Source organism: Chitinophaga pinensis DSM 2588, assembly GCF_000024005.1.
GTDB classification, from domain to species: domain Bacteria; phylum Bacteroidota; class Bacteroidia; order Chitinophagales; family Chitinophagaceae; genus Chitinophaga; species Chitinophaga pinensis.
In genome coordinates this window covers 6270549-6292836 of sequence record NC_013132.1, presented here as the reverse complement: position 1 = coordinate 6292836, position 22288 = coordinate 6270549, and the positions used below count along the sequence as shown (strand labels likewise).

Genomic DNA, 22288 nt, shown 5'->3' with positions numbered 1-22288 from the left:
TTTATGGGACGGAGAATTGCATTTATCAGCGAGCATGCCTCGCCACTGGCTGCTTTGGGCGGTACTGATGCGGGAGGACAAAATGTATATGTAGGGGAGGTAGCCAGGCAACTGGCCCATAAAGGATATCAAATCGATATTTTTACCCGGCGGGATGAGAAGAAGCTACCAAAGGTTGTCATTTTCAGCGACATGATCCGGATCGTACATGTAGATGCAGGTCCGGCAGAAGATATTCCCAAAGAAACGCTCTTGCAATATATGCCTGCTTTTACCAGCGATATGTTGCAGTTTATACAGGAAGAACAGCTGTCTTATGAGCTGGTCCACGCAAATTTCTTTATGTCAGCTCTCGTAGCGATGGACATAAAGGCGGCACTCGATATACCGTTTGTGGTCACCTTTCATGCATTAGGTCACATCCGCCGTATTCACCAGGGTAATAATGACGCCTTTCCAGAGGAGCGGATTGCCATTGAAGAAAGGGCAGTAAGAGAGGCTAGTCTGATTATTGCCGAATGCCCGCAGGACAGAGATGATCTTATCAACTATTATCATGCACCGGTAGATAAAATTACCATCATACCTTGTGGGGTCAATACGGAAGAATTCTACCCGCTGAATAAGTCCGTTGCACGTTCCCTGCTGAAGCTATCACAGGATGAGCGCATTCTGTTGCAGCTGGGAAGAATGGTACCGAGAAAAGGGGTAGATAATGTGATCGTGGCCCTGTCCAAACTGAAATTCAGGGACCTGAGAATGAAACTACTCATAGTAGGAGGAGACGCTGATACGGTGAATGAACTGCACAGACTACGTTCGCTGGCGGAAGAGCTGAATGTCAGTGAGCGGGTTGTTTTCGTCGGACAGAAGGAGCGGGAAGAGCTTAAATACTATTACGCGGCAGCCGATCTGTTTATTACGACACCCTGGTACGAGCCATTTGGTATTACGCCATTGGAGGCGATGGCCTGTGGAACGCCGGTCATCGGAAGTAATGTAGGCGGTATTAAATTCAGCGTGCTGGAAGGAAAGACAGGAGCGCTTGTACCGCCCAAAGATGCGGATGCACTGGCTGCAAAGATCAATTCATTGTTGCGTTCTCCGGTGAGACTACGGGAGATGAGTGCGAATGCGGTCCGGAGGATCAACAAACTGTTTACCTGGGAACTGGTAGCCCAGGATATGCAGGCGGTATATGAAAAGATCATCGGGCGTAGCCGTGTTGTCTACGCAAAAAATTCCGGTAAAGGCGAAAGGCTCAGTTTATGAAGAAGGCAATTTTCATAGATAAGGATGGGACACTGATCAGGAATGTTCCTTACAATGTGGATCCTGCTAAGATAACGCTTGAATACGGCGCTGTTGAAGGGTTAAGGTTACTGCAGCGTAAGGGGTACTCCCTGATCGTGATCTCTAATCAGGCAGGAATTGCACATGGCTATTTCAACGAAGAAGACATGCAGCCTGTGATTTCCATGGTAAGGCAATTGCTTGCCGATGCCGATATCCGGCTTGACGGTTTTTATTATTGTCCGCATCATCCTGCAGGAAAAGTTGCCGGATATGCGTCAGCATGTATCTGCCGTAAACCCGCTCCCGGGATGATATTAAGGGCCGCAAGGGAACTGGGTATCTCCCTTGGAGAGTCCTGGATGATAGGGGATATTTTGCATGACGTAGAAGCCGGTAACCGCGCCGGCTGTAAATCGGTATTAATAAACAACGGAAATGAAACGGTATGGGAGATGAATCAACATTCCCGGCCTGAATATATCGCAAAAGACTTGCTGGAAGCAGCCGCGTTGATTGCCAGTCATTCAATAGAAAAATCAAAGACATGGAACTCATATATCAGACATTAATCAGGTCTTTTGTACAACCGGCTATCCTGGTAGTAGGAGACTTGATGATAGATACGTACCTGAGAGGGGCGAGTACCCGTCTTTCTCCGGAAGCGCCGGTACCGGTTGTTGATATCAGTTCCCAGACTTCGGTATTGGGTGGAGGCGCGAATGCGGCTGTTAATCTGCGCAACCTGGGTGCAAACGTTACTTTCGTCAGCCTGACAGGTGATGACTATGCTGCAGGACTCGCCGCTGAATTACTGGAACGGGAGGGGATCAGCAATGAAGTGATCCGTTGTAATACAAGGAGGACGATTACTAAAACGAGGGTGATCGCCGGACAACAATTACTGACCCGCTACGACGAGGGAACCGAAGTGCAACCGGACGAAGATTGCGAAAGGCAACTGATAGCCATGCTGGAGCAGCAGTTGCCATTGCATGATGCTATTCTGATCGCTGATTACAATAAGGGACTGATCACAAAAGGTATCATCGATGCATTGGAACAGATGAACCATGTACATAAGAAGTTTATTGCCGTGGATGCGAAACAATTGTCCCGCTATAAACAATTACAGCCTGACCTTGTAAAGCCTAATTATAAAGAAGCTGTTGCATTACTGGGATTACAGGAACTGGCGACCTGCAAAGCCAGACAAATGGAGGAAATGGGCGCCGCTATCTTCGACGCGACGAATGCCCGTATCACAGCGCTCACATTGGATGAGGAAGGCGCATTGATCTTCAGGGAAGATAAACTGCTGTGTCATACTGCAGCGCGTCCGGTAAACAATCCAAACGTGTCTGGTGCAGGCGATACTTATATCAGTGCATTTATGCTGGCCTGTCTTGCCGATGCCATGCCTGCCACCGCGGCAGAAGTAGCCGGTGCAGCAGCAGCGGTAGCTATCGGAAAGCGTAATACTGCACATTGCAAACAGGGAGAACTGATCGCTTATTTCTCTGCAAAAGATAAATACGTCCGTAACAGTGAGGAGCTGGAAGCCTTGTGTAACATGTACAAAGCCCAGGGGAAGAAGATCGTTTTCACCAACGGTTGTTTTGATATCCTGCACAGCGGGCATGTCAGTTACCTGGAAAGAGCGGCAGCACTGGGAGATGTATTGATCGTAGGGGTCAATACAGATGAAAGCATTAAACGGCTGAAAGGCACGGAGCGTCCAATCAATAGCCTGAATGATCGTGTACAGGTGCTGGCTGGTTTAGGCGCCATTACGCATCTTATATCTTTTGGCAGCGAAGAAAATGATACACCGGAACCATTGATCAGGATTGTCCAGCCTGCGGTATTCGCAAAAGGTGGAGATTATAGCAGGGAATCGCTGCCGGAAGCCGCCGCTGTGGAGGCGTATGGAGGAGAAGTCGTTCTGTTGCCACTTGTACCGGACCGTTCCACCACTCAGATCATTAAACGTATCTATACAACGCCTGTTTTAAAAGTAGCGGAGGCATAAATGAAAAATGAATGGCATTCCTGCCGCCGTATATTGTGTATACGGCCGGATAACATAGGAGACCTGTTAATGACTACACCGGCAATCAAAGCCCTGAAAGAAACGTTCCATTGTCATATTACCGTACTCGTGTCTACCCTTGGGGCGGCGGTCGTTCCCGAAATTCCCGAAATAGACGATGCCATTATTTGTGATGTGCCCTGGGTACAGACAAATAATATCCCGCTTCCTTCACAGTTTCATGAACTGGTACAACGGTTGAAAGAACGTCACTTTGACGCAGCAGTTATTTTCACCGTATACAGTCAGAATCCCATGCCATCGATTCTGTTGGCTTACCTGGCGGAGATCCCGCTCCGGCTGGCTTATTGCAGAGAGAACCCATATCATTTACTGACGCACTGGATACCGGATGAAGAGCCATATAGTTTTATCCGGCACCAGGTCTTACGTGATCTTGAACTGGTTGCGCGGGTGGGATGTATTATAAAAGACCGGCAGCTCAGTATACGTGTACAGGAGCGATTGTGGCCACTGGTCTGGAACAAATTGCAGTCACTCGGTATCGATCCGGAACAACCCTGGATCATACTGCATCCGGAAGTATCTGAACAGAAAAGGAAATATGCGGTATCGGACTGGATTGCAGCAGGAAGAAAGATCCTGACGCAAAGGGATTGTCAGTTGCTGATCACAGGTAAAAACAATGAGACGGAAGCTACAGCTATTGCAACAGGTATAGGAGAGAAGTGTTTTGCAGCAGCAGGCGTATTTGATTTACAGGAGTTGATCGTACTCATTGCACATGCTTCTTTGCTGGTATCTGTTAACACCGGTACAGTGCATATAGCTGCGGCTGTTCAGACGCCTGTATTGGTATTGTATGCGTTGACCAACCCGCAACATACGCCCTGGTGTGTACCTAACGATGTATTATATTTTGATGTACCTAAAGACCTGCAAAGTAAGAACGAGATAGTGAAATATGTTTATCGGTCTTTCTCACGGGAAGAGTTGCCGCTTGCCACATCCACGCGTATTGCTGAAACAGTATCAGCGCTGCTGGCTATGCGCGGTGCCTCTTCAGGTAGTCTCGAGAAGCCTCATACCCTGCCTTAGCACTATATCGTAATCAGGTGCTGTTGTCCAGTCTATTGTATAATGCAGTTGTTTGTTCAATGGCGCCCATCTGCCAGGCTCTCCATCCATACTGATGATTACACTCGGCGTTTCAAATGCAGCGGCCATATGCGAGACGCCGGTACAGTTGGATAATAAAGCCCGTGCATTTTTAATCAATACACCCAGGCTACCCAATGTAGTGAGGCCTGCAGTATTCATAGATTTGTGTTTCATTAATTCTGCAACGGCTTCTGTTAATGGCCGTTCGTCTTTTGTGCCTGTCAGCACAATTTTCCATCCTTTCTCTGCAAATTCATCTGCCATGGAAGCAAACATATGTGGTGGCCACTGCCGCCAGCTACCTCTGGATCCCGGATGTACACAGAGATATTCCTGCGCTTCCAGCGGAAGACAGAGCTGATTAAAGTCTGCCATATCTTTTGCAGTAACAGGGAATTCCAGTTGTGTACCCTGGCGGGGAATATCCAGGTATTCCATCAGCAGCAGATGTCTTTCTACTTCTGATACCTGTTCCGGATATTCAAGAAAAAGGCCGGCATCCGGACAACCGTCTTCACGGCGCCAGTAGCCGGCCGTATATCGTCCACCTAACAATGCAACCATTGGATTGACAATAGACCCGTTTCCCTGCATCTGTAATACAAGATCAAACTGCCTTTCCTGCATTGCTGTCAGGAAAGGAGGAATCTGTGCAGCTACCACCGGCTGTTCCGGTAAACCGGGATAACCGGGGAAGTGTACAAATTCATCAAGGTAATGATGAAACCGTTCTACGAACGATGCTGCCCAAGGCAATCCGAGCAGCGTAATGTGCGCTTCCGGGAAAGCCTTGCGTAAGGCACGGAATGCAGGTACGCTGCATAACATATCTCCCAGTTGTAAGGCACGGAAGATGGCAATTTTTTTAATAGCTGTTTGCATGTTTACAGATAAAGTACTTTATAACGCCATGACCCGTACAAACTCCAATAGGTAGCTGCAAAAGGAATGGCTGCTGATGTAATGATCATTTCAAGCACATGCGACGTGCTATGCGATGTATGCCGCAGCCGCCTGCCTGCAAACAATCCTATCAGCAATAACCATGCACCAAACGAAACGGTGGCAGTGGTATAATCGCCTGCCAGCAGGAAGCCCGCACCCAATATGAAGAACAGGATCATCATATAGTAATTCCAGGCTGGCCGTTTCTGAATACGTTTCCTGTATTCCTGCGGGAACTTTTTATACAGTAATGCATTAAAGATATTTTTCTTTTGTTCTTTAATACTTACGCCCCATCCGGCTTTGCGCACCGGATGTACTACAATCGCCTGTTGCAGGTGATAGATCGGAATATGATGTTGCAGCAAACGGAATTCCAGATCGCTATCTTCCCGCCATGCAGCTTCAAACAATTCATCGAAGCCGCCGACTATTTCAAGGGCTTCTCTCGTACAGGCACAATTGGCGGTGACGAAGTCCGCCTTTTCCAGTTGAGCCGTATTCAGTTCATAATCTGTGGGGCGTCCTTTTATCGGGACTACTACACGGCCTGTGTATACGATGGTGGGTTCCCCTTTCCATGCGTTCCAGATACTTTGTATCCAGAAAGGATCCGGTTGCGTATCATCGTCCGTAAATGCGATTAAAGGTGCTTCGCTCGCTTTCCAACCGGTATTTCTTGCTGCTGCCGGACCTTTTTTATTTGGCAGTGCGATGTACCGTACATCGACCAGTCCTGCGTATTTCCAGCTACAGGCTACCTGACGGGTATATTTATCAGGGCCGTCACTGACGACAATCACTTCAATTGCACTGAGATCAAATTCCTGTGCCTCTAATGCCTGCAGGCAACGGGAAAGTAATTCGGGGCGTTGATAAGAGGGAATAACAACGCTTACTTTTTTTTCCATAGCGACAGTTTTATTTCTGAACAAGAAAAGAACCTATTACAAGAGCGTCAAAAGGGGATGACCAGAAGCATTCTACTGCATCCCGCGGTGTACATACGATGGGTTTACCTAACGTGTTAAATGAAGTGTTGATCAATACAGGTACGCCTGTCTGTTTGTAAAAAGCCTGTAAGAGATCATAATAACGCGGATGTTGATCCCGGTTAATTGTTTGTATGCGGGCAGTACCGTCTACGTGTGTAACTGCCGGAATTTTATCTTTTTTATCCTCCTTTACATTGTATACGAACAGCATAAAAGGAGAGAAATGAGCATCTTCAAACCACTCAGCAGCGACGTCTTCCAGTACAACAGGCGCTACGGGACGGAAGTCCTCACGATCTTTCACCTCATTTAGTCTGGCCTGCATATCCGCAGAAATAGGAGAAGCGAGAATTGAACGGCTGCCTAATGCACGTGGACCAAACTCCATACGTCCCTGATACCAGCCAATGATTTTATCCTGTGCTAACAGTGCGGCTGTTTCTTCCGCTACATTCTCCAGTTTTGTATAAGGTGTTTTTGTCCAGTCGAGGAAGGCTTTTATCTCGTCATCGCCATATTCCGGGCCCCAGTAAGCATGATCCATGTGGAAGGTTTTTTCCTGGCTGCCACGTTCTTTTGCATCGGTCCATAAAGCAGCACCGAGCGCTGTGCCAGCATCTCCTGATGCGGGTTGTACCCAGATATTTTTAAAAATACCTGCGTCTCTGATCTTTGCATTCAATACACAATTTAAGGCAACTCCGCCTGCAAAACAAAGATTATCTGCCTGCGTTTCTTTGTATAGCCAGTCAGTCAGTTGCAGTACGGATTCCTGCAGCACAGCCTGTAATGAATGCGCGATATTAAAGTGATGAGCAGTGAACTCATCACCTTTTTTCCTTGCAGGGCCAAGTAATTCAACCATGCGCTCGTCTTGGATAGCATACTGTCCATTGTCCAGCATATTGATCATTGAACGGAATGCATTGACGAAAACCGGTTTACCGTATGATGCCAGCGCCATTACCTTGTATTCATCAGAAGAATGCAGGAAGCCAAGGTGAGTTGTGACTTTCTCATACAATAATCCGAGCGAATGCGGCATATCCACCTGACTGAGGCGCTGCAGGTCATTTCCTTTACCCATGCTGAACGTAGTGGTAGCTTTTTCACCACGCCCATCAATTGTCAACACAGCGGCTTCATGATAAGGTGAAGGCAGAAATGCACTGGCAGCATGACATAAATGATGTTCTACAAAGTGCCATTGATCATCGTTAAATCTGGCGCCACGGAAGCGTTGCTGTAAATGATGCGGATAGCCGTCCGTCAGTTGGCCGGGTGCATTGATAATGGCAGAGAGAAATAACGGATCCCATGGAGAGACCCATTTTTCCGGTACAAATTGCGAAGGTTGTCTCAATGGTATATCGATCAGACTTTTTGCTGCGTCCTCTTCAGGAAGCAGAATAAACGGATCGAAAGAATAAGATATGTGATCAACATCGCTGAGATGAATGTTCGCCGTTTTTAAACAATAGTCTATCGCATGATAAGGAAGCTCATAAGCTGAAAAAGGAATGGGTCTTTTTCCATGTTTGACATGCGTAAAGCGTTCATCTTCTGCCGCTGCGATCAGCTGGCCATCTTTTACCAGACATGCTGCGGAGTCATGAAAAGCAGCATTGATTCCAAGAGTATACATATAGAAATGTGTTTTGTCGTTCGGATGGGTCATTAAGAAGGGCAATGAATGGTGATGTTCATTCATTGCCCCTGTCTGTCATGCGTAGCTACGCTACGGGTTAACTATTTTTTGGAGATTCCCACTGTACTTTATCTGCGTCGTCTTCTGATAAATCATTTTCTTCAAGATCTTCTTCATCGAGTTCAGGCGTATCATCCATGTCTTCTTCTTCATCTCCTTCCAGGTCTACATCGCGGTCAACGTCGTTGACATCATCTGCTTCGAGGCCATCCTGGTTGATATCATTGGCATTCTCCTGTTGATCTTCTGCCAGGTTTGCATTTAATGGATCTTTTTCATCCCCTGGTAGCTGAATATTTTCTACTGCTTGCATAAAATTATTTTTAGTGGAGTGAAATAATAAGGCTGTACAATATATGTGGCTCAAAGATTACGCCACTAGTGTATACAGGAAGAGAATTGTTATCTACCCCATAAAGGAGAAAGCTTGTCTACACACGTATGTAATATGAGAAACACTTTCATAGAAACGCTTACGGGAAATATTTCATGGCATACTTATAGTCCTCTCATCAGTACATCTGCACTTATTACTTACCATAAAAGAACAACATCATGTTTCATCACGTAAAAGATTTACAGTTTAATGTGCGTGTATCGGCACCTGATCCTCGTTTTGCAGCCTTATTACTGGAACAGTTTGGTGGCGCCAACGGTGAACTGAAAGCAGCCATGCAATACTTTGTTCAGGCTTTTGGCGCAAGAAAACCATATCCCGATAAATATGACATGTTAATGGATATTGCTACGGAAGAATTCAGTCACCTGGAGATAGTAGGCGCTACCATACAGTTACTGTTACAAGGGGTAAACGGGGAATTAAAAAATGCGGCAGATAACTCAGAGATCATGGAGACGATGCAGGGCACTGCAAGAAAAGAAGAGTATATTCATCAGGCGATGATGCATCCCGAGTTTCTGGTACATAGTGGTGGCGGTCCAATGCTTACAAATTGTCAGGGAGTACCATGGACAGGTGCATACATAAATGCGAACAATGATCTTACAGTTGACCTGCGTTCCGATATGGCAGCAGAGTCAAGAGCTAAAATTACTTATGAATATCTGATGAAGTTTACAGACGATCCTTATGTGAAGGAAACACTCACTTTCCTGATGACAAGAGAAATTGCACACTTCCAGATGTTTGAAGCAGCGCTTGATACCATACAGCCTAATTTTCCTCCGGCAGTATTGCAGGGAGATCCGCGATACAGCAACAAGTATTTTAACATGTCGGATACAAATAAAGTACGTGGTCCATGGAATGAAGGTGTCAGCACGCAGCTGGGTGAAGAATGGCAGTATATTGACAACCCTGTTGCTTATGTACGGGAGACGCAGGGCATGACAGGCATTCAGCCGGAAGGTACTAACCGCACATTGAAGGATGTAAATGCGCTCGATCAGCAACTCAGTGAACTCCGAAGTACGGAAGTAAATGCCACTGCTCAACCGGGAGAAGCCCAGTGGAGCAACTATAAATAAGTGTTTATGGTTTTATCAGATAAGGGTGGAATGGGGTCGGTGAAAGCCGGCCCCTCTTTGTTTGTGGCTAGGTCAGCTAATGTAATAGTCAGTGGGCGCTGCATCAGGTACAACTGGTTTACCGGTCATTTCCAGTAAGGTATTTTCTATCATCCTGCTCATAGCATCCAGTGCCAGGTCGTTCGGGGCCAGGCCGAAGGGTTCTTCCAGTTCATCGGCAATAGCTTCCAGCGCTACGAAAGTATAAGCGATAAAGGTGACGATAATGGGAGTCATCCAGCCGAGGCTGTCCACAAAACCAAAAGGTAATAGCAGACAGTATATATAGACGGTACGATGTAAGAGTACGCTGTAAGTATAAGGAATGGGTGTGCCTGCCAGTCGCTCACAACCACCGACGATGTCTGAGAGTTTATTCAGGTTTTCATCAAATGCGGCCTGCTGTATGGAATCAATCTTTTCATCCTGTTTAGCCCTCTGTACCCATTCGCCCATTTCTTTCATCAGCATGATGGGCTTATAATGTACGTTTTTGATGTTATTTGCCAGGGAAGCAGGTAATAGTCTGTCGAGATCAGCGCTTGCGTCTGTCCGGCGTAACTGATGTTTCAGGCTATATGTAAAGGCAATCAGGAATTGGATGAAGGCCTTGGGTTCGGCCGCATCTTTTGGATAAACGCCCAGGGTCAGTGCCTGTCTGGCGAGGGAACGTGTATCGTTAAGCAGTGCGCCCCATAATTTCCTGCCTTCCCAGAAGCGGTCATAACTGGCATTATTCCTGAATCCAAGAAAAAGTGCCAGCGCTATGCCGAAGAGGGTGAAAGGGGCGGGGTTCAGTTGTATTTTCATATGAAAGAAGGAGCCCCGTGCATATACTACCAAAAAAGATAGTACAAGCAATAACAGGAGGCGGGGAAATACCCGTGGCAGCACAGAACCTTTCATTACGAACAGCATCTTGAACCAGTTCTCTTTCTTTCTGATAATCATGGGACGGATTTGGGCACAAAATTATGGATTCGGTAGTATTCCGGGTTCGTCATTTCAGGAATTTGACGTACACTTGTTGCAACATATAGTTTGTCGTCTGATGTTCGGAAGTTTAAAATCAATTAGTTAAGTCCAATGCCGGTAAATGATATCATCATTGTGGGAGGCGGGCTGGCCGGATTAACCAGTGCTTTGCACCTGTTGCGTGCAGGGTTGCGCGTTACTGTCATTGAAAAAAACGCCTTTCCGAAACATAAGGTTTGCGGAGAGTATATCTCCAACGAAGTACTGCCTTACCTGCAATGGCTGGATGCCGATCCTGGCGTTTTGCAGCCTGCCCGTATTGAAAGGGTTAGTATATCAACCGTTTCCGGTAAAAGTGTGGAATCTGTGCTTCCCCTGGGCGGTTTTGGTATCAGCCGCTATGCCCTGGATCATTTCCTGCTGCAAAAGGTATTGGCAGCTGGTGGGACGATACTGGAAGATACGGTCAATGACATTGTCTTTGCGCACGACGCTTTCCAGGTGAATACGGGAGCCGGCAGTGTGTTGAGTGCCCGTTTTGTCATCGGCGCCTATGGTAAAAGGTCTGCCCTGGATCAGCAGCTGGAAAGGGACTTCGCTGTACAGAAGTCTCCCTGGCTGGCGGTTAAAAGCCATTATGAAGGCAGTTTTCCCGACGGACTGGTGGCATTGCACAATTTTATGGGCGGGTATTGTGGCGTCTCCAAAGTGGAGAATAATATCATCAATATCTGCTACCTGGTTAGTTATGATACTTTTAAAAAGTATAAAAATATCGATGCGCACCGGGAGGAAGTATTATACCGGAATCCGCATTTAAAAGCCGTTTTTGAAAGCAGTACACCGCTTTTTGAACGACCGCTGAGCATCAGTCAGGTCTCATTTGCAGAGAAACGGAAGGTAGACCGGCATATTCTTATGACGGGCGATACCGCCGGACTTATTCACCCGCTCTGCGGGAACGGTATGGCAATGGCCATTCATAGTGCCAAGATCGCTTCGGAACAATTATTGTCTTTCTTTTCCGGGAATGTCTCTTCAAGGGAAGAACTGGAAAGAGGGTATAACAGCACATGGCATGTGGCATTCGGGAAAAGAATGGCAGCTGGCAGACTATTATCGGCCATATTCAGGAAACAGCAACTAGGGGCGGCAGCTATGAGGGGATTGATGCTATTTCCCGGCTTATTACCGGTGATTATCCGGCAAACACATGGAAAACCTTTAAACAACTAGTTACACATGTTTGTCAATACAGAGCAGCGGACCCTTGCTCCCGAAATAATGGACGATTTCTATATGGAAGGAGAAACGCTGCGAAAAACCCTTGACCAGATCGCTTATATCAACAGGTTATTGGGAGGGAACAGGATTACACTGGACGGCGTCTGCGCATTGATGGAACATGTACCTAAAGGTAAAATGATCACCATTGCCGATATCGGCTGTGGTAATGGGGATATGCTCCGGTCAGTGGCAAAACTGGCCCGTAAATGTAAATGGCGGGTAAGGTTACTAGGTGTTGACGCTAACCGGTTCACTGTAGATTATGCGGGGGAACTATCCGCAGAATATCCGGAAATCACTTACTATTGCATGGATATTATGCAGGACGGGTTCCGGAATATGCAGTATGACATCGCTTTATGTACGCTTACGCTCCATCATTTTGAGGAAAAACAGATCCTGAAACTGATGTCACTCTTCAGAAGGAATGCAGCCTTAGGCATCGTGATCAACGACCTTCAGAGAAGTGCTGTAGCTTACCGTTTGTTCCAGGTATTCAGCCGGATCGCCGGATTGGGTAATATGGCAAAGAGTGATGGCCTCATTTCCATACTCAGGGGATTTAAAAGAAAAGAAATTGAACAACTGTCACAAAAACTTAATTTCAATCAATATACACTCAAATGGAAATGGGCTTTCCGTTACCAATGGATAATTACTAATGTATGAGCGTTAAAATAACCGCAGTTTCGAAAGCCTTACCTCCTTATACCAGAAGTACAGATGAGATCATGCCTTTTCTGGATGTCTGGTTGTCCGGCCAGGAAGACCGTTTCGCAAGAAAAGTTAAAAAGATCTTTGAGAATGCAGCTGTTGACAGACGCTATTCTATCATGAGCCCAGAAGAAGTATTTACCAGTACTTCTTTCGAAGAGAAAAACGATATCTATATCAGAGAAGTGGTGAAGCTCGGCCGTCAGTGCCTGGAAGGTGCATTGAATAAAGCCGGACTGGCGCCACAGGACCTTGACTATATCATCACCGTGAGTTGCACGGGTATCATGATTCCTTCACTGGACGCTTACCTGATCAATCTCCTGCAACTACGCCAGGATATTGTACGTTTGCCAGTTACAGAAATGGGCTGCGCGGCAGGTATCTCCGGTATGATCTACGCAAAGAAATTCCTGCAGGCCAATCCCGGAAAACGGGCGGCTGTTATTGCCGTAGAATCCCCCACTGCTACTTTTCAGCTGGAAGATTATTCCATGCCCAATATCGTGAGTGCCGCCATCTTTGGTGATGGCGCCGCCTGTGTGATCCTGTCTTCACATGAAGAGGATGAGGGGCCGCAGATACTCGGTGAAGACATGTACCATTTCTACGAAGCAGAACATATGATGGGCTTCCGGCTCACCAATACCGGTCTGCAAATGGTACTCGACGTTGAAGTACCTGACACGATTGCCGCTCACTTTCCAGCTATCGTACATCCATTTCTGGATAAACACGGTTGCCGGATAGAAGACGTGGAACACCTGATCTTTCATCCCGGTGGAAAGAAGATCATCCAGACCGTAGAGCAGCTGTTTGGCGATATGGGAAAGAATATAGACGATACCAAGGAGGTATTACGTTTATATGGTAATATGTCCAGTGCGACCGTCCTGTATGTACTGGAACGCTTTATGGACAGAGGTGTACCGGCAGGTGATAAAGGACTGATGCTAAGTTTCGGACCCGGTTTTTCTGCACAGCGAATATTGTTACAATGGTAAAAGAATTTCTTGCACACCAGTACTGGGCGCTGATACTTGGCGGCAGCAATGGGCTTGGACTGGCTACGGCCCGTAAACTGGCACAGCATGGTATGCATATCTGTATCGTACACCGCGATCCACGCGTGGATATGGAACGGATTAACCAGGCATTCGATGCGATACGCGCCAATGGTGTGGAAGTAATCAGCTTTAATGCTGACGCATTGCAAGCAGCAAAAAGAAACGATATTATACTGGCTTTGAAAGCCGCAATGGGGCATGAAGGACGTATCAGGACACTGGTACACAGCATAGCAAAAGGCAACCTGAAAGCGATGTATCCTGCAGATAACGCCGTACTAAGTAGCGATGATTTCCGCATCACGCTGGACAGTATGGCGATCAGTCTATATGACTGGGCACAGGCATTAGTACAAGCGCAGTTATTTGCTGCCGATGCCCGTATACTCTCTTTCACCAGTGAAGGTAGTAGCCGCGCCTGGGCACATTATGCTGCCGTAGCAGCTGCCAAAGCTGCACTGGAAGCAATTACCCGTAATATGGCCCTGGAATTTGCACCACTCGGTATACGGGCAAACTGTATTCAGGCTGGCGTGACGGACACCCGTTCCCTGCAGGCTATTCCCCGTAGTGAAGCATTGATCGCATACACAAAACAACGTAACCCATTTCACCGGCTGACAAGCCCCGAAGATATCGCCAATGCTGTTTACCTCTTATGTAAGGATGAAGCAGCCTGGATCAATGGCGCGGTGATACCGGTGAACGGCGGTGAACATATCAGCTGATATATGACTGTACAAGCAATCCTGGACAAGCTCCCTTTTACAGCTCCTTTTCTTTTTGTCGATGGACTGGACCATATTGACAGCGATAAAGTAAAGGGACATTTTACTTTCCGGGAAGACCTGGATTTTTATAAAGGACATTTTAAAGGTTATCCTGTAACGCCAGGTGTTATTCTTACGGAAGTGACGGCACAGATCGGACTGGTCTGTCTGGGTATTTACCTGATGGGAGAAGAGGAGTTGGGAGATAATATGAGCTTCGGACTCACCTCCACCGAAATAGAATTTATGCGTCCTGTTTTTCCGGGAGAAAAAGTAACGGTGGAAGCAGATAAAGTATACTTCCGTTTCGGTAAACTGAAGTGCCGGGTGACCATGAAAAACGAAACACAGGAGGACATATGCAGTGGCGTTATTGCCGGAATGATCATTACCAAACCACATGAATAAAAGAGTTGTTGTGACCGGTCTCGGCGTAGCAGCGCCTAATGGCGTTGGCATCCCTGCGTTTACGGAAGCGATCAAAACAGGTACTTCCGGTATCCGTCATGATGCAGAGCTCGCGGCTTTGCAGTTCTCCTGCCAGATTGCAGGAAAACCCGAAGTGCCGGAAAGCCTGCAACTGCAATATCTTGATCCGCTGGAACTGAGAAGTTTTAACAGCAATGGTATTCTCTACGGACTGATAGCCGGTATGGATGCCTGGAAAGATGCACAATTACCTACAGGCCCGGAACTGGCGCCAGACTGGGATAGTGGTACCGTTTTCGGCGCAGGTTCTGCCGGTGTAGATAAACTGCGGGAAGCGATCTACAAAGTGGATGCTTTAAATGTACGTCGCCTGGGTAGTACGGTCGTACCACAAACGATGGCCAGTGGTATCAGCGCATGGCTGGGAGGTAAATTAGCTCTGGCCAACCAGGTAACAACCAATTCGTCTGCCTGTACCACGGGCGCGGAAAGTGTACTGATGGCTTATGACCGTATCCGCAATGGTTATGCAAAAAGAATGCTGGCAGGTAGTACCAGTGATGCAGGGCCATATATATGGGGTGGTTTCGACGCATTGAAAGTCTGCACATTCAAACATAACGATCATCCTGCGGCGGGCTCCCGGCCTATGAGTGCTTCTGCCAGTGGTTTTGTACCCGGTAGCGGCGCAGGTGCATTGTTACTGGAATCCCTGGACAGCGCACTGGAAAGAGGCGCTACCATCTATGCGGAAGTATTAGGAGGGCATGTCAATTCAGGCGCACAACGTGGCGATGGTTCTATGACAGCGCCCAATAGTATTGCCGTACAGCGTTGTATCCGGGAAGCCGTGAAGGCGGCAGGCATTGATGCTGCAGAGATAGATGCTATCAACGGTCACCTGACCGCCACGGGTAAGGATGCACTGGAAGTAGAGAACTGGCGTATTGCACTGGATAGAAGAGGGAAGGACTTCCCCTACCTGAATGCGCTGAAAGGTATGATAGGACATTGTCTGAGTGGTTCCGGCAGTATCGAACTGGTAGCAGCCGTACTGCAATTACACGAAGGATTTTTATTCCCCAATATCAACTGCGAAGACCTGCACCCGGAGATTACGGCGATTGTAGACCCGGAAAAAATACCCCGGCAGTTGATCTATAAAGAACTAAATTTGATCGCGAAGGCCAGCTTTGGCTTTGGAGATGTGAATGCCTGCGTGATTTTAAAGAAGTACAAATAAAAACGATGGATAAAGAAACGCTGATCGCACAATTAAAAGAGATCGTCAAACCGTATGCGAAAGACCAGGATGCTTTACAAAACATCAACGAACACACGGATTTTGTAAAGGACCTGAAAATCAACTCTGCTAACCTGGTAGATGTGATACTTGATGTAGAAGAACAATTCAACATAGTGATAGATAATGAAGCGATGGAACATATGCTGAATGTGAAATCGGCGATGGAGATCATTGAAGCCAAACTCGGCGGACAATGATCGGCAATGACATTGTAGATCTCCGTCTGGCCTGTCAGGAAAGTAACTGGCAGCGCAGGGGATATCTGGGCAAGATCTTTACAGCTGCCGAGCAGGAGATGATCTGCGGGGCCAGCGAGCCTTCAGATATGGTATGGTTGCTCTGGAGCTGTAAAGAGGCGGCTTATAAGATTGTTAACCGCGTAACGAATGTCAGAGTATATAATCCCGTCAAATTTGACTGTACATTATTACATCAGCAGGGGCATTCTGTTACAGGCAAAATATTCCACGAATCAAAAAGCTACGCTTTTATCAGTAACAGACAGGATAGCTGTATACATACCGTGGCAGTCGCACACGAGATCTTCTTTGATAGTCTGGATATTTATACAGGCAGTAGTTGGCCAATACATTTGTTTGAAGAATGTGCGCTGATGAAAAACCAGGACGGCATCCCTTACATCATGAACTGTTACAATGATTCCCCTGTACCTGTTTCTATCAGTCATCATGGTGAGTACTATGGCCTTGTCAGAAAAAAGGCTCAATTGTAAAAGGTGCAGTTTTTGAAGCTGGTCATGTAAAGACATGACATATGAAACTGAACGACGATCTTATCAAAAAACTGGAAAAACTGTACACGCCTTCAACCATGGTAGACATGGAATTCAGAGGAAATGACCTCTCTTTTAAAACAGACGAAGAAGGCAATCCCATTTTACTTTTTATCGGTAAAAGAGCTGCTGACGGCAATGTCCGGGGGGAACGTTATGCCCGTACCCTGAAATATGACCGTGAGGGCAATCGTATCAAGGACCATTGGGAGCTGAAGGGCAAGGCAACTTGATGTATAGGGTGAGTTTGGTATGGAGATGGTAAGGTGTTTTATATGGCACAGATCACCTACCATGCGTCTCACGAGCAACACCCGCCTTCTGCTTTATTACAGTATGCTATCGCAGCTGAGCAGGCCGGATTTCACGCCGTTCACTCTTCCGATCATTTCCATCCATGGAGTGAGCGGCAGGGGCAGAGCGGCTTTTCTTTTTCATGGATCGCTGCTGCCATGCAGGCGACTACCTTACCCTTCAGTATGGTATGTGCACCCGGACAACGGTACCATCCGGCAATCGTTGCACAGGCTATTGCCACATTGGGAGAAATGTTTCCTGGCAGGTATTCGGTCGAACTGGGCAGCGGTGAAGCGCTGAATGAATGTATTACGGGCGATATATGGCCACATAAAGAGGAGAGGAATGCACGGTTACTGGAGTGTGCGCAGCTGATACGACGCCTGTTACAGGGAGAAATGGTGACGCATAATGGTCTGATCCGGATCAAAGAAGCGAAACTTTATACACTTCCCGTCATTACACCACCCTTGATGGTTGCGGCGCTTTCAGTTAAAACCGCTGCTTGGGCAGGAGCCTGGGCAGATGGTCTTATTACAGTAGATGCAGCCGAAGAACAGCTGACACAGATTGTGCAAGCTTTTCGCAATAATGGTGGCGCAGGAAAACCCGTTTATCTGCAAATGGCATTTTCTTATGCAGCAACAAAAAAGGAAGCAATGGATGCCGCTTACGACCAGTGGCGTACAAATTTCTTTGCACCCGAAGTCCTCAATGATCTTAGCAGACCTACCCAATTTGACAGTGCTGCTGATTACGTGAAACCGGAAGATGTTGCGGAGAAAATGCTTATTACGGACAGTGCCGAAGAGTGTATGAGCGCCATTCAACGTTACGTGGATCTTGGTTTTGATCGCGTCATCCTACATAATGTTCACCGCGACCAGGAGCGTTTTATCCGTGATTTCGGTGATAAAGTTCTACCCCATATTCGTTTACCCAAAAATGAAAAATCATGACTACAGGTACAAAGAAGTATTCCATCTGGAAAGAAAAGGCTATTTATGGTTTACCCTGGCTTTCTTCCTGGTATCGGCTGTACTGCACTGGTATTTTGGCTGGAAGGTGTTTGTAGATGAACAGCTCTCGCACGGACAGCCGGTAGAGACAGCTAAGTATATTACTGAGATGATGCGGGACACAATGGAGAACTGGCAATCTGAATTCCTTCAATTAATATGGCAGGTAGCCGGGCTTGCTGTCCTGTGGTATTGTGGTTCTTCCCAGTCAAAAGAGGGGGATGACCGGCGGGAAGAAAAGATAGACTTTATTATCCGCCGGCTGGAACCGGAAAAAGCAGAACAAATGCTCGCCGCCTGGAAGGAAAAATATCCGGAGCAGTGAATTATTTGAAATGATGTGCCGTTCTTACTGACATTTCCTTTCCCAGGAGAAATGGAGTCCGGTCGGTTAGTAATCCGATTAACACTTCAAAGCTTCCAATAATCAGGTGTGGCAGAAATATCCTGTCGGCGAAACCTAGTAACCATGGCGATGCCATCAGCAGTATACCTGCAATGACGTCTATTGTGAGGTGGGTTCTCATACTGATGATGCGGAGGAAGCCTCCTTCATAGTTGGTGATAACAGATATCAACAGGATCGCGATGCCGTAGATAACGGATATCCAGTGGGCGGTAGATCCATCATGGAAAGCAAACACCCAGGGGGTGGCGACCAGCAGTATCCCGGATGTGTAGTCGAGCAGTGCGTGTGTTTTGGTGCTGATGAATGGCATATGGTGTAATTTACTATTGATAAGATTCTACATCGTCAAACTGATCGGGCGCATAGTTTTTACGCACGTCTTCCAGTATGTTTCTAGCTTCTTCCAGGTGCGCCGTGACGATGGGCAATGTTTTCTGCGCATAATGCTGCAGGGCGGTATCTTTCAGGTCATGCGCAGCGACATCCAGCTTTTCCATTGTAGCCTGGTGTTCTTTCACCATGGCTTTGATATAGGCCCGGTCAAACGCCTTGTCTTTTTTCTTTGCCATATCGTCAACATCTTTATGGTCCTGTTCAGATAACCCGTTCGGTAAAGTAACACCGGCGCTAAAACAGGCTTTTTGCAGCTCTTCGTTCGATTGGGTATGTGCCGTAATCATCTTCTGTGCAAAATCTTTTAACCGGCTGTAATTCGCATTCTTTTGCGCGAGTTTTCCCAGTTCAATTTCCTTCAGATTGGCATTAGCGACGTTTGTAGCGAAGTTAACGGCTGCATTGCTGATATGGTCCATGCTTTCCGACATTGCACTGGTGCTGTCTTTACTGGCTTCCTCCTGGCTTTTGCTATCATTTCCGCCGCATGCATAAAGTAACATGGCAGTAATCAGCCCAACGGTTAGTGTTTTCATCTCTTTTAATTTTACAGATGTGGCTCAAAAAGGGTACCATCACTTTGCTGGCATAGTTTTATCAACTGATAATCATAACATGATTCTATCACCAAAAAACCATGCATATGAGTTCAGTACTTAACCAGGGCCATGAAGAAGGGAAAGTGGCAAAGGCAATAGAGCAACAGACAGCCAAGCTGCCATCGGATACTTTTTTGTGGGCAGCAGTAGGCGCTATGGGCGTATCACTGGCATTACAATGCCTAAAACAGAAGCATGTCAGTCTGTTTGTAGGACAGTGGGCTGCGCCGTTTTTGTTATTAGGTATTTACAATAAGATCGTGAAGACAGAAGGACATGACTAAAAGGAGAACAGTAGTGTAAAAAGTCCGAAGCTGTAGGAGCTCCGGACTTTTTTTTATGAGAGATATTTACATAGAAGTGTTTCCTTGTGTACACGTATCAGCTGACTGCTTTAGTGGTTTCATGTGTGTAGTGGCAAGGATTCGTCTGTTACAGCTGTATGCCGGACTGATGGCGAAAAATATAGTTTAAGGGAGTTGTACCGCCGTATTATTTAAGTGAAGGATGTTTAATAATTCCTTCATATCATAAAAAATGGTGGCCCCTTCTTTTCTGAGTTCTTCGCCGTTGAATGGTTTTGCATAACCATATACTTTGAATCCGCCTCTTTGTGCTGCAATCACACCTGCCTTACTGTCTTCGATCACGACACATGCTGCAGGAGAGAAGCCCATTTGTTCTGCTGCATACAGGAAGATACCCGGATCCGGTTTCCAGCTATTGATCTGATAACCGCTGAAGATCCTGTCACCTTCTTCAAAATAGGGTAGCAGGCCGGTAATTGTAAGATTCAGTTTCATCTTTTCTAGGGGGCCGCTGGAGGCAACGCAGAAAGGCATGGTAAGGCTATCAAGTATGGTTTTAATACCATTTACAGGGCGCATTTCCGTCTTAAAGACTTCATACGAACGTTTACGGAAGGCCTGCTCAAAGTCCTCAGGAAAGGGGCTGTGCGCTTTTTGCTGTAACATTTTGATCCCTTCTTTCAGCCGGATGCCGCTGAATTCTTCTACAGCTTCCTGCAGGTCCATGGTCACGCCATATTCGGATGCCATATCTAAAAGTACTCTTACGCCAATCACTTCACTATCTACCAATACGCCGTCACAGTCAAATATGATACATCCGGGCTTTTGCATGTTTACGATTTTAGATTATCTGTTAATGTAGTTTTTTGTGTTGTTTCTTTTATCTGTAATATCAGGACGGTGATCAGTACACCAAAAAGGGCCATTACGGCGAATGCCCATCTGATACCTAAACCTTCGGCCAGAAAACCGACTACAGGCGGTACCACCAGGAATCCCATATAGCCTACGGTAGAGACGGCCGCAATGGCAGCACCACTGCTCAAGCTGGTGTTCATAGTGGCCATCCGCAGTACCAGCGGCACCACACAGGAAACACCGAAACCGATCATCATAAAACCGATACTGGCAGAGAGCGTATGCGGTAACACAGCTGACACCAGGAATCCGCAGAGAACCAGTATGCCGCTGTACCTGATCATGGTTGGTATACCCAGGCGGTTGACAAGCCTGTCTCCGGTAAAACGTCCGGTACTCATGGCAATCATGTAAATGACATAGCCGGCGGCGATCAGTTTCTCCGGCGGATGTACTGCTTCCTGGAAGAAGATATTGCTCCAGTCGTACATTGTCCCCTCACATGCCATGACGGCAAATGATATCAGCCCATACTTCATCAGGTGTTTGTCGGGCCAGATAAAACGTTTGGTATCGGCCTGTTTCCTGGGCGGTTCATGCGGACTGTCCGGGAATGCCAGAAAACCCATGATGGTCATCAATATCGCCACTACCAGGAAATGCCAGGCCGGTGTTATCTTCACATCGACCATCACAGCACCTACTGCTGCGGCAGCAAAACCTGCCAGGCTCCATACTCCATGAAAAGTAGTAATTATTGACCGATTATACAATGCCTGGACGGCAACAGATTGTGCATTTACAGAAATATTCATCAGATTCCGGGAGGAACCGAAGCAGAAAAGCACCAGCCCCAGCTGCCAGGGCTCATTTACAACCCCGATCATTGCCAGCATCAGATTGAAGACCAATACCCCGATCATCATAATATTCCGGCTGCTATGCCGCTGTAAAAGGTAACCGGTAACCGGCAGCGTCAATACCAGGCCGATCGGCAGTGCAAACAGGTAGAAGCCTAATTGGGCCTTGTTTAAGGAAAGTTGACGTTGAATATCAGGTATCCTGGACGCCCAGCTGGAAAAACTGAAGCCGGAGATGAAGAAAAAGGCAGCGGTCGCGAGCCGGGCGGACCTGGGAGTGGTTGTCATAGGGTAAAATTAATTAGGAATTAGGAATTAAGAATTAAGAATTGGAATGCAGCGGAGGGAGGATGGAGAGGATGTATAGGGAAGATATGGGGAATAATCGGAGGAGTGGTTGTTATGGGGTAAAATTAATTAGGAATTAGGAATTAAGAATTAAGAATTGGAATGCAGCGGAGGGAGGGTGGAGAGGATGTATAGGGAAGATATGGGGGAGTAATCAGGGCTGGGCGGAGC

Annotated in this window: 26 protein-coding genes; 17 read left to right on the top strand and 9 right to left on the bottom strand. The window is 46.9% G+C overall.

The window, feature by feature from the left end; translation table 11 throughout:
- The first annotated feature begins 3 nt into the window (after nt 1–3).
- Genes CPIN_RS25020 through CPIN_RS25005 form a run of 4 tightly spaced genes read left to right on the top strand, consistent with a single transcriptional unit; the run spans nt 4 to nt 4444 of the window.
- A complete protein-coding gene (locus tag CPIN_RS25020) occupies nt 4–1272 on the top strand; it encodes a glycosyltransferase family 4 protein (RefSeq protein WP_012792646.1) in 1269 nt (422 codons plus the stop codon).
- Nucleotides 1269–1865, top strand: a complete 597-nt coding sequence (locus tag CPIN_RS25015) for a D-glycero-alpha-D-manno-heptose-1,7-bisphosphate 7-phosphatase (protein ID WP_012792645.1) — start codon at nt 1269–1271, stop codon at nt 1863–1865. Before CPIN_RS25020 ends, CPIN_RS25015 begins: the two co-directional genes overlap by 4 nt.
- On the top strand, nt 1841–3325 hold the full coding sequence (rfaE2, locus tag CPIN_RS25010) for a D-glycero-beta-D-manno-heptose 1-phosphate adenylyltransferase (protein WP_012792644.1): 1485 nt from the start codon (nt 1841–1843) through the stop codon (nt 3323–3325). Before CPIN_RS25015 ends, rfaE2 begins: the two co-directional genes overlap by 25 nt.
- Nucleotides 3326–4444, top strand: coding sequence for a glycosyltransferase family 9 protein (locus CPIN_RS25005; RefSeq protein ID WP_012792643.1), 1119 nt, complete (start codon nt 3326–3328; stop codon nt 4442–4444). It begins immediately after the preceding gene.
- Here the strand turns inward: CPIN_RS25005 and CPIN_RS25000 are convergent.
- The 4 genes from CPIN_RS25000 to CPIN_RS24985 all read right to left on the bottom strand — a co-directional run bounded on the left by CPIN_RS25000 (nt 4409) and on the right by CPIN_RS24985 (nt 8468).
- Nucleotides 4409–5389, bottom strand: a complete 981-nt coding sequence (locus CPIN_RS25000; RefSeq protein ID WP_012792642.1) for a glycosyltransferase family 9 protein — start codon at nt 5387–5389, stop codon at nt 4409–4411. The two genes, CPIN_RS25005 and CPIN_RS25000, sit on opposite strands and share 36 nt — an antisense overlap.
- A 2-nt stretch (nt 5390–5391) precedes the next feature.
- Nucleotides 5392–6363 (bottom strand): glycosyltransferase family 2 protein, encoded by a 972-nt coding sequence (locus CPIN_RS24995; protein WP_012792641.1) that lies wholly within the window; start codon nt 6361–6363, stop codon nt 5392–5394.
- A 10-nt stretch (nt 6364–6373) separates the two neighbouring features.
- Nucleotides 6374–8092 (bottom strand): carbamoyltransferase family protein, encoded by a 1719-nt coding sequence (locus CPIN_RS24990; protein WP_012792640.1) that lies wholly within the window; start codon nt 8090–8092, stop codon nt 6374–6376.
- A gap of 100 nt (nt 8093–8192) precedes the next feature.
- Nucleotides 8193–8468: a hypothetical protein gene (locus CPIN_RS24985; protein ID WP_012792639.1), complete on the bottom strand. Its 276-nt coding sequence runs from the start codon at nt 8466–8468 to the stop codon at nt 8193–8195.
- A 242-nt stretch (nt 8469–8710) separates the two neighbouring features.
- Here CPIN_RS24985 and CPIN_RS24980 point away from each other — a divergent pair, with 242 nt between their 5' ends.
- Nucleotides 8711–9643: a manganese catalase family protein gene (locus CPIN_RS24980; RefSeq protein ID WP_012792638.1), complete on the top strand. Its 933-nt coding sequence runs from the start codon at nt 8711–8713 to the stop codon at nt 9641–9643.
- Between the two features lie 72 nt (nt 9644–9715).
- Here the strand turns inward: CPIN_RS24980 and CPIN_RS24975 are convergent, their stop codons facing one another.
- Complete coding sequence (locus CPIN_RS24975) at nt 9716–10633, bottom strand: bestrophin family protein (RefSeq protein WP_012792637.1); 918 nt, start codon at nt 10631–10633, stop codon at nt 9716–9718.
- 135 nt (nt 10634–10768) lie between these two features.
- On the opposite strand from CPIN_RS24975, the gene CPIN_RS24970 reads away from it, so the two are divergent.
- The 11 genes from CPIN_RS24970 to CPIN_RS24920 are packed head-to-tail and all read left to right on the top strand — an operon-like array spanning nt 10769 to nt 18664.
- Nucleotides 10769–11893 (top strand): NAD(P)/FAD-dependent oxidoreductase, encoded by a 1125-nt coding sequence (locus tag CPIN_RS24970; protein ID WP_012792636.1) that lies wholly within the window; start codon nt 10769–10771, stop codon nt 11891–11893.
- Nucleotides 11894–11899: 6 nt separating this feature from the next.
- Nucleotides 11900–12613 carry a methyltransferase domain-containing protein gene (locus tag CPIN_RS24965; RefSeq protein WP_012792635.1) on the top strand — a complete coding sequence of 238 codons (714 nt, stop codon included), beginning with the start codon at nt 11900–11902 and terminating at the stop codon, nt 12611–12613.
- Complete coding sequence (locus CPIN_RS24960; RefSeq protein WP_012792634.1) at nt 12610–13662, top strand: type III polyketide synthase; 1053 nt, start codon at nt 12610–12612, stop codon at nt 13660–13662. The genes CPIN_RS24965 and CPIN_RS24960 overlap by 4 nt, the downstream gene beginning before the upstream one ends.
- Entirely contained in the window at nt 13656–14453 is a 798-nt protein-coding gene (locus CPIN_RS24955) for an SDR family NAD(P)-dependent oxidoreductase (RefSeq protein WP_012792633.1), read from the top strand. Before CPIN_RS24960 ends, CPIN_RS24955 begins: the two co-directional genes overlap by 7 nt.
- A gap of 3 nt (nt 14454–14456) precedes the next feature.
- Nucleotides 14457–14903: a 3-hydroxyacyl-ACP dehydratase FabZ family protein gene (locus tag CPIN_RS24950; RefSeq protein ID WP_012792632.1), complete on the top strand. Its 447-nt coding sequence runs from the start codon at nt 14457–14459 to the stop codon at nt 14901–14903.
- A complete protein-coding gene (locus CPIN_RS24945) occupies nt 14896–16167 on the top strand; it encodes a beta-ketoacyl-[acyl-carrier-protein] synthase family protein (protein WP_012792631.1) in 1272 nt (423 codons plus the stop codon). The genes CPIN_RS24950 and CPIN_RS24945 overlap by 8 nt, the downstream gene beginning before the upstream one ends.
- Before the next feature lie 5 nt (nt 16168–16172).
- Nucleotides 16173–16427, top strand: a complete 255-nt coding sequence (locus tag CPIN_RS24940) for an acyl carrier protein (RefSeq protein WP_012792630.1) — start codon at nt 16173–16175, stop codon at nt 16425–16427.
- Nucleotides 16424–16963, top strand: a complete 540-nt coding sequence (locus CPIN_RS24935) for a 4'-phosphopantetheinyl transferase family protein (protein ID WP_012792629.1) — start codon at nt 16424–16426, stop codon at nt 16961–16963. The genes CPIN_RS24940 and CPIN_RS24935 overlap by 4 nt, the downstream gene beginning before the upstream one ends.
- A gap of 41 nt (nt 16964–17004) precedes the next feature.
- A complete protein-coding gene (locus CPIN_RS24930) occupies nt 17005–17256 on the top strand; it encodes a hypothetical protein (protein WP_012792628.1) in 252 nt (83 codons plus the stop codon).
- Between the two features lie 42 nt (nt 17257–17298).
- On the top strand, nt 17299–18279 hold the full coding sequence (locus CPIN_RS24925) for a TIGR03885 family FMN-dependent LLM class oxidoreductase (protein ID WP_012792627.1): 981 nt from the start codon (nt 17299–17301) through the stop codon (nt 18277–18279).
- Nucleotides 18266–18664 carry a DUF6766 family protein gene (locus tag CPIN_RS24920; protein ID WP_012792626.1) on the top strand — a complete coding sequence of 133 codons (399 nt, stop codon included), beginning with the start codon at nt 18266–18268 and terminating at the stop codon, nt 18662–18664. The genes CPIN_RS24925 and CPIN_RS24920 overlap by 14 nt, the downstream gene beginning before the upstream one ends.
- Nucleotide 18665: 1 nt before the next feature.
- Here CPIN_RS24920 and CPIN_RS24915 read toward each other — a convergent pair whose 3' ends face one another.
- Together CPIN_RS24915 and CPIN_RS24910 are read right to left on the bottom strand one after the other, a co-directional pair.
- Nucleotides 18666–19058 carry an SPW repeat domain-containing protein gene (locus CPIN_RS24915; protein WP_012792625.1) on the bottom strand — a complete coding sequence of 131 codons (393 nt, stop codon included), beginning with the start codon at nt 19056–19058 and terminating at the stop codon, nt 18666–18668.
- Nucleotides 19059–19071: 13 nt separating this feature from the next.
- Nucleotides 19072–19677: a DUF4142 domain-containing protein gene (locus tag CPIN_RS24910; RefSeq protein WP_012792624.1), complete on the bottom strand. Its 606-nt coding sequence runs from the start codon at nt 19675–19677 to the stop codon at nt 19072–19074.
- Nucleotides 19678–19784: 107 nt separating this feature from the next.
- On the opposite strand from CPIN_RS24910, the gene CPIN_RS24905 reads away from it, so the two are divergent.
- On the top strand, nt 19785–20024 hold the full coding sequence (locus tag CPIN_RS24905) for a hypothetical protein (protein ID WP_012792623.1): 240 nt from the start codon (nt 19785–19787) through the stop codon (nt 20022–20024).
- 186 nt (nt 20025–20210) lie between these two features.
- Here CPIN_RS24905 and CPIN_RS24900 read toward each other — a convergent pair whose 3' ends face one another.
- Together CPIN_RS24900 and CPIN_RS24895 are read right to left on the bottom strand one after the other, a co-directional pair.
- Nucleotides 20211–20882 (bottom strand): HAD-IA family hydrolase, encoded by a 672-nt coding sequence (locus CPIN_RS24900; protein ID WP_012792622.1) that lies wholly within the window; start codon nt 20880–20882, stop codon nt 20211–20213.
- A 2-nt stretch (nt 20883–20884) separates the two neighbouring features.
- Nucleotides 20885–22057: an MFS transporter gene (locus CPIN_RS24895; RefSeq protein WP_012792621.1), complete on the bottom strand. Its 1173-nt coding sequence runs from the start codon at nt 22055–22057 to the stop codon at nt 20885–20887.
- Nucleotides 22058–22288: the final 231 nt, after the last annotated feature.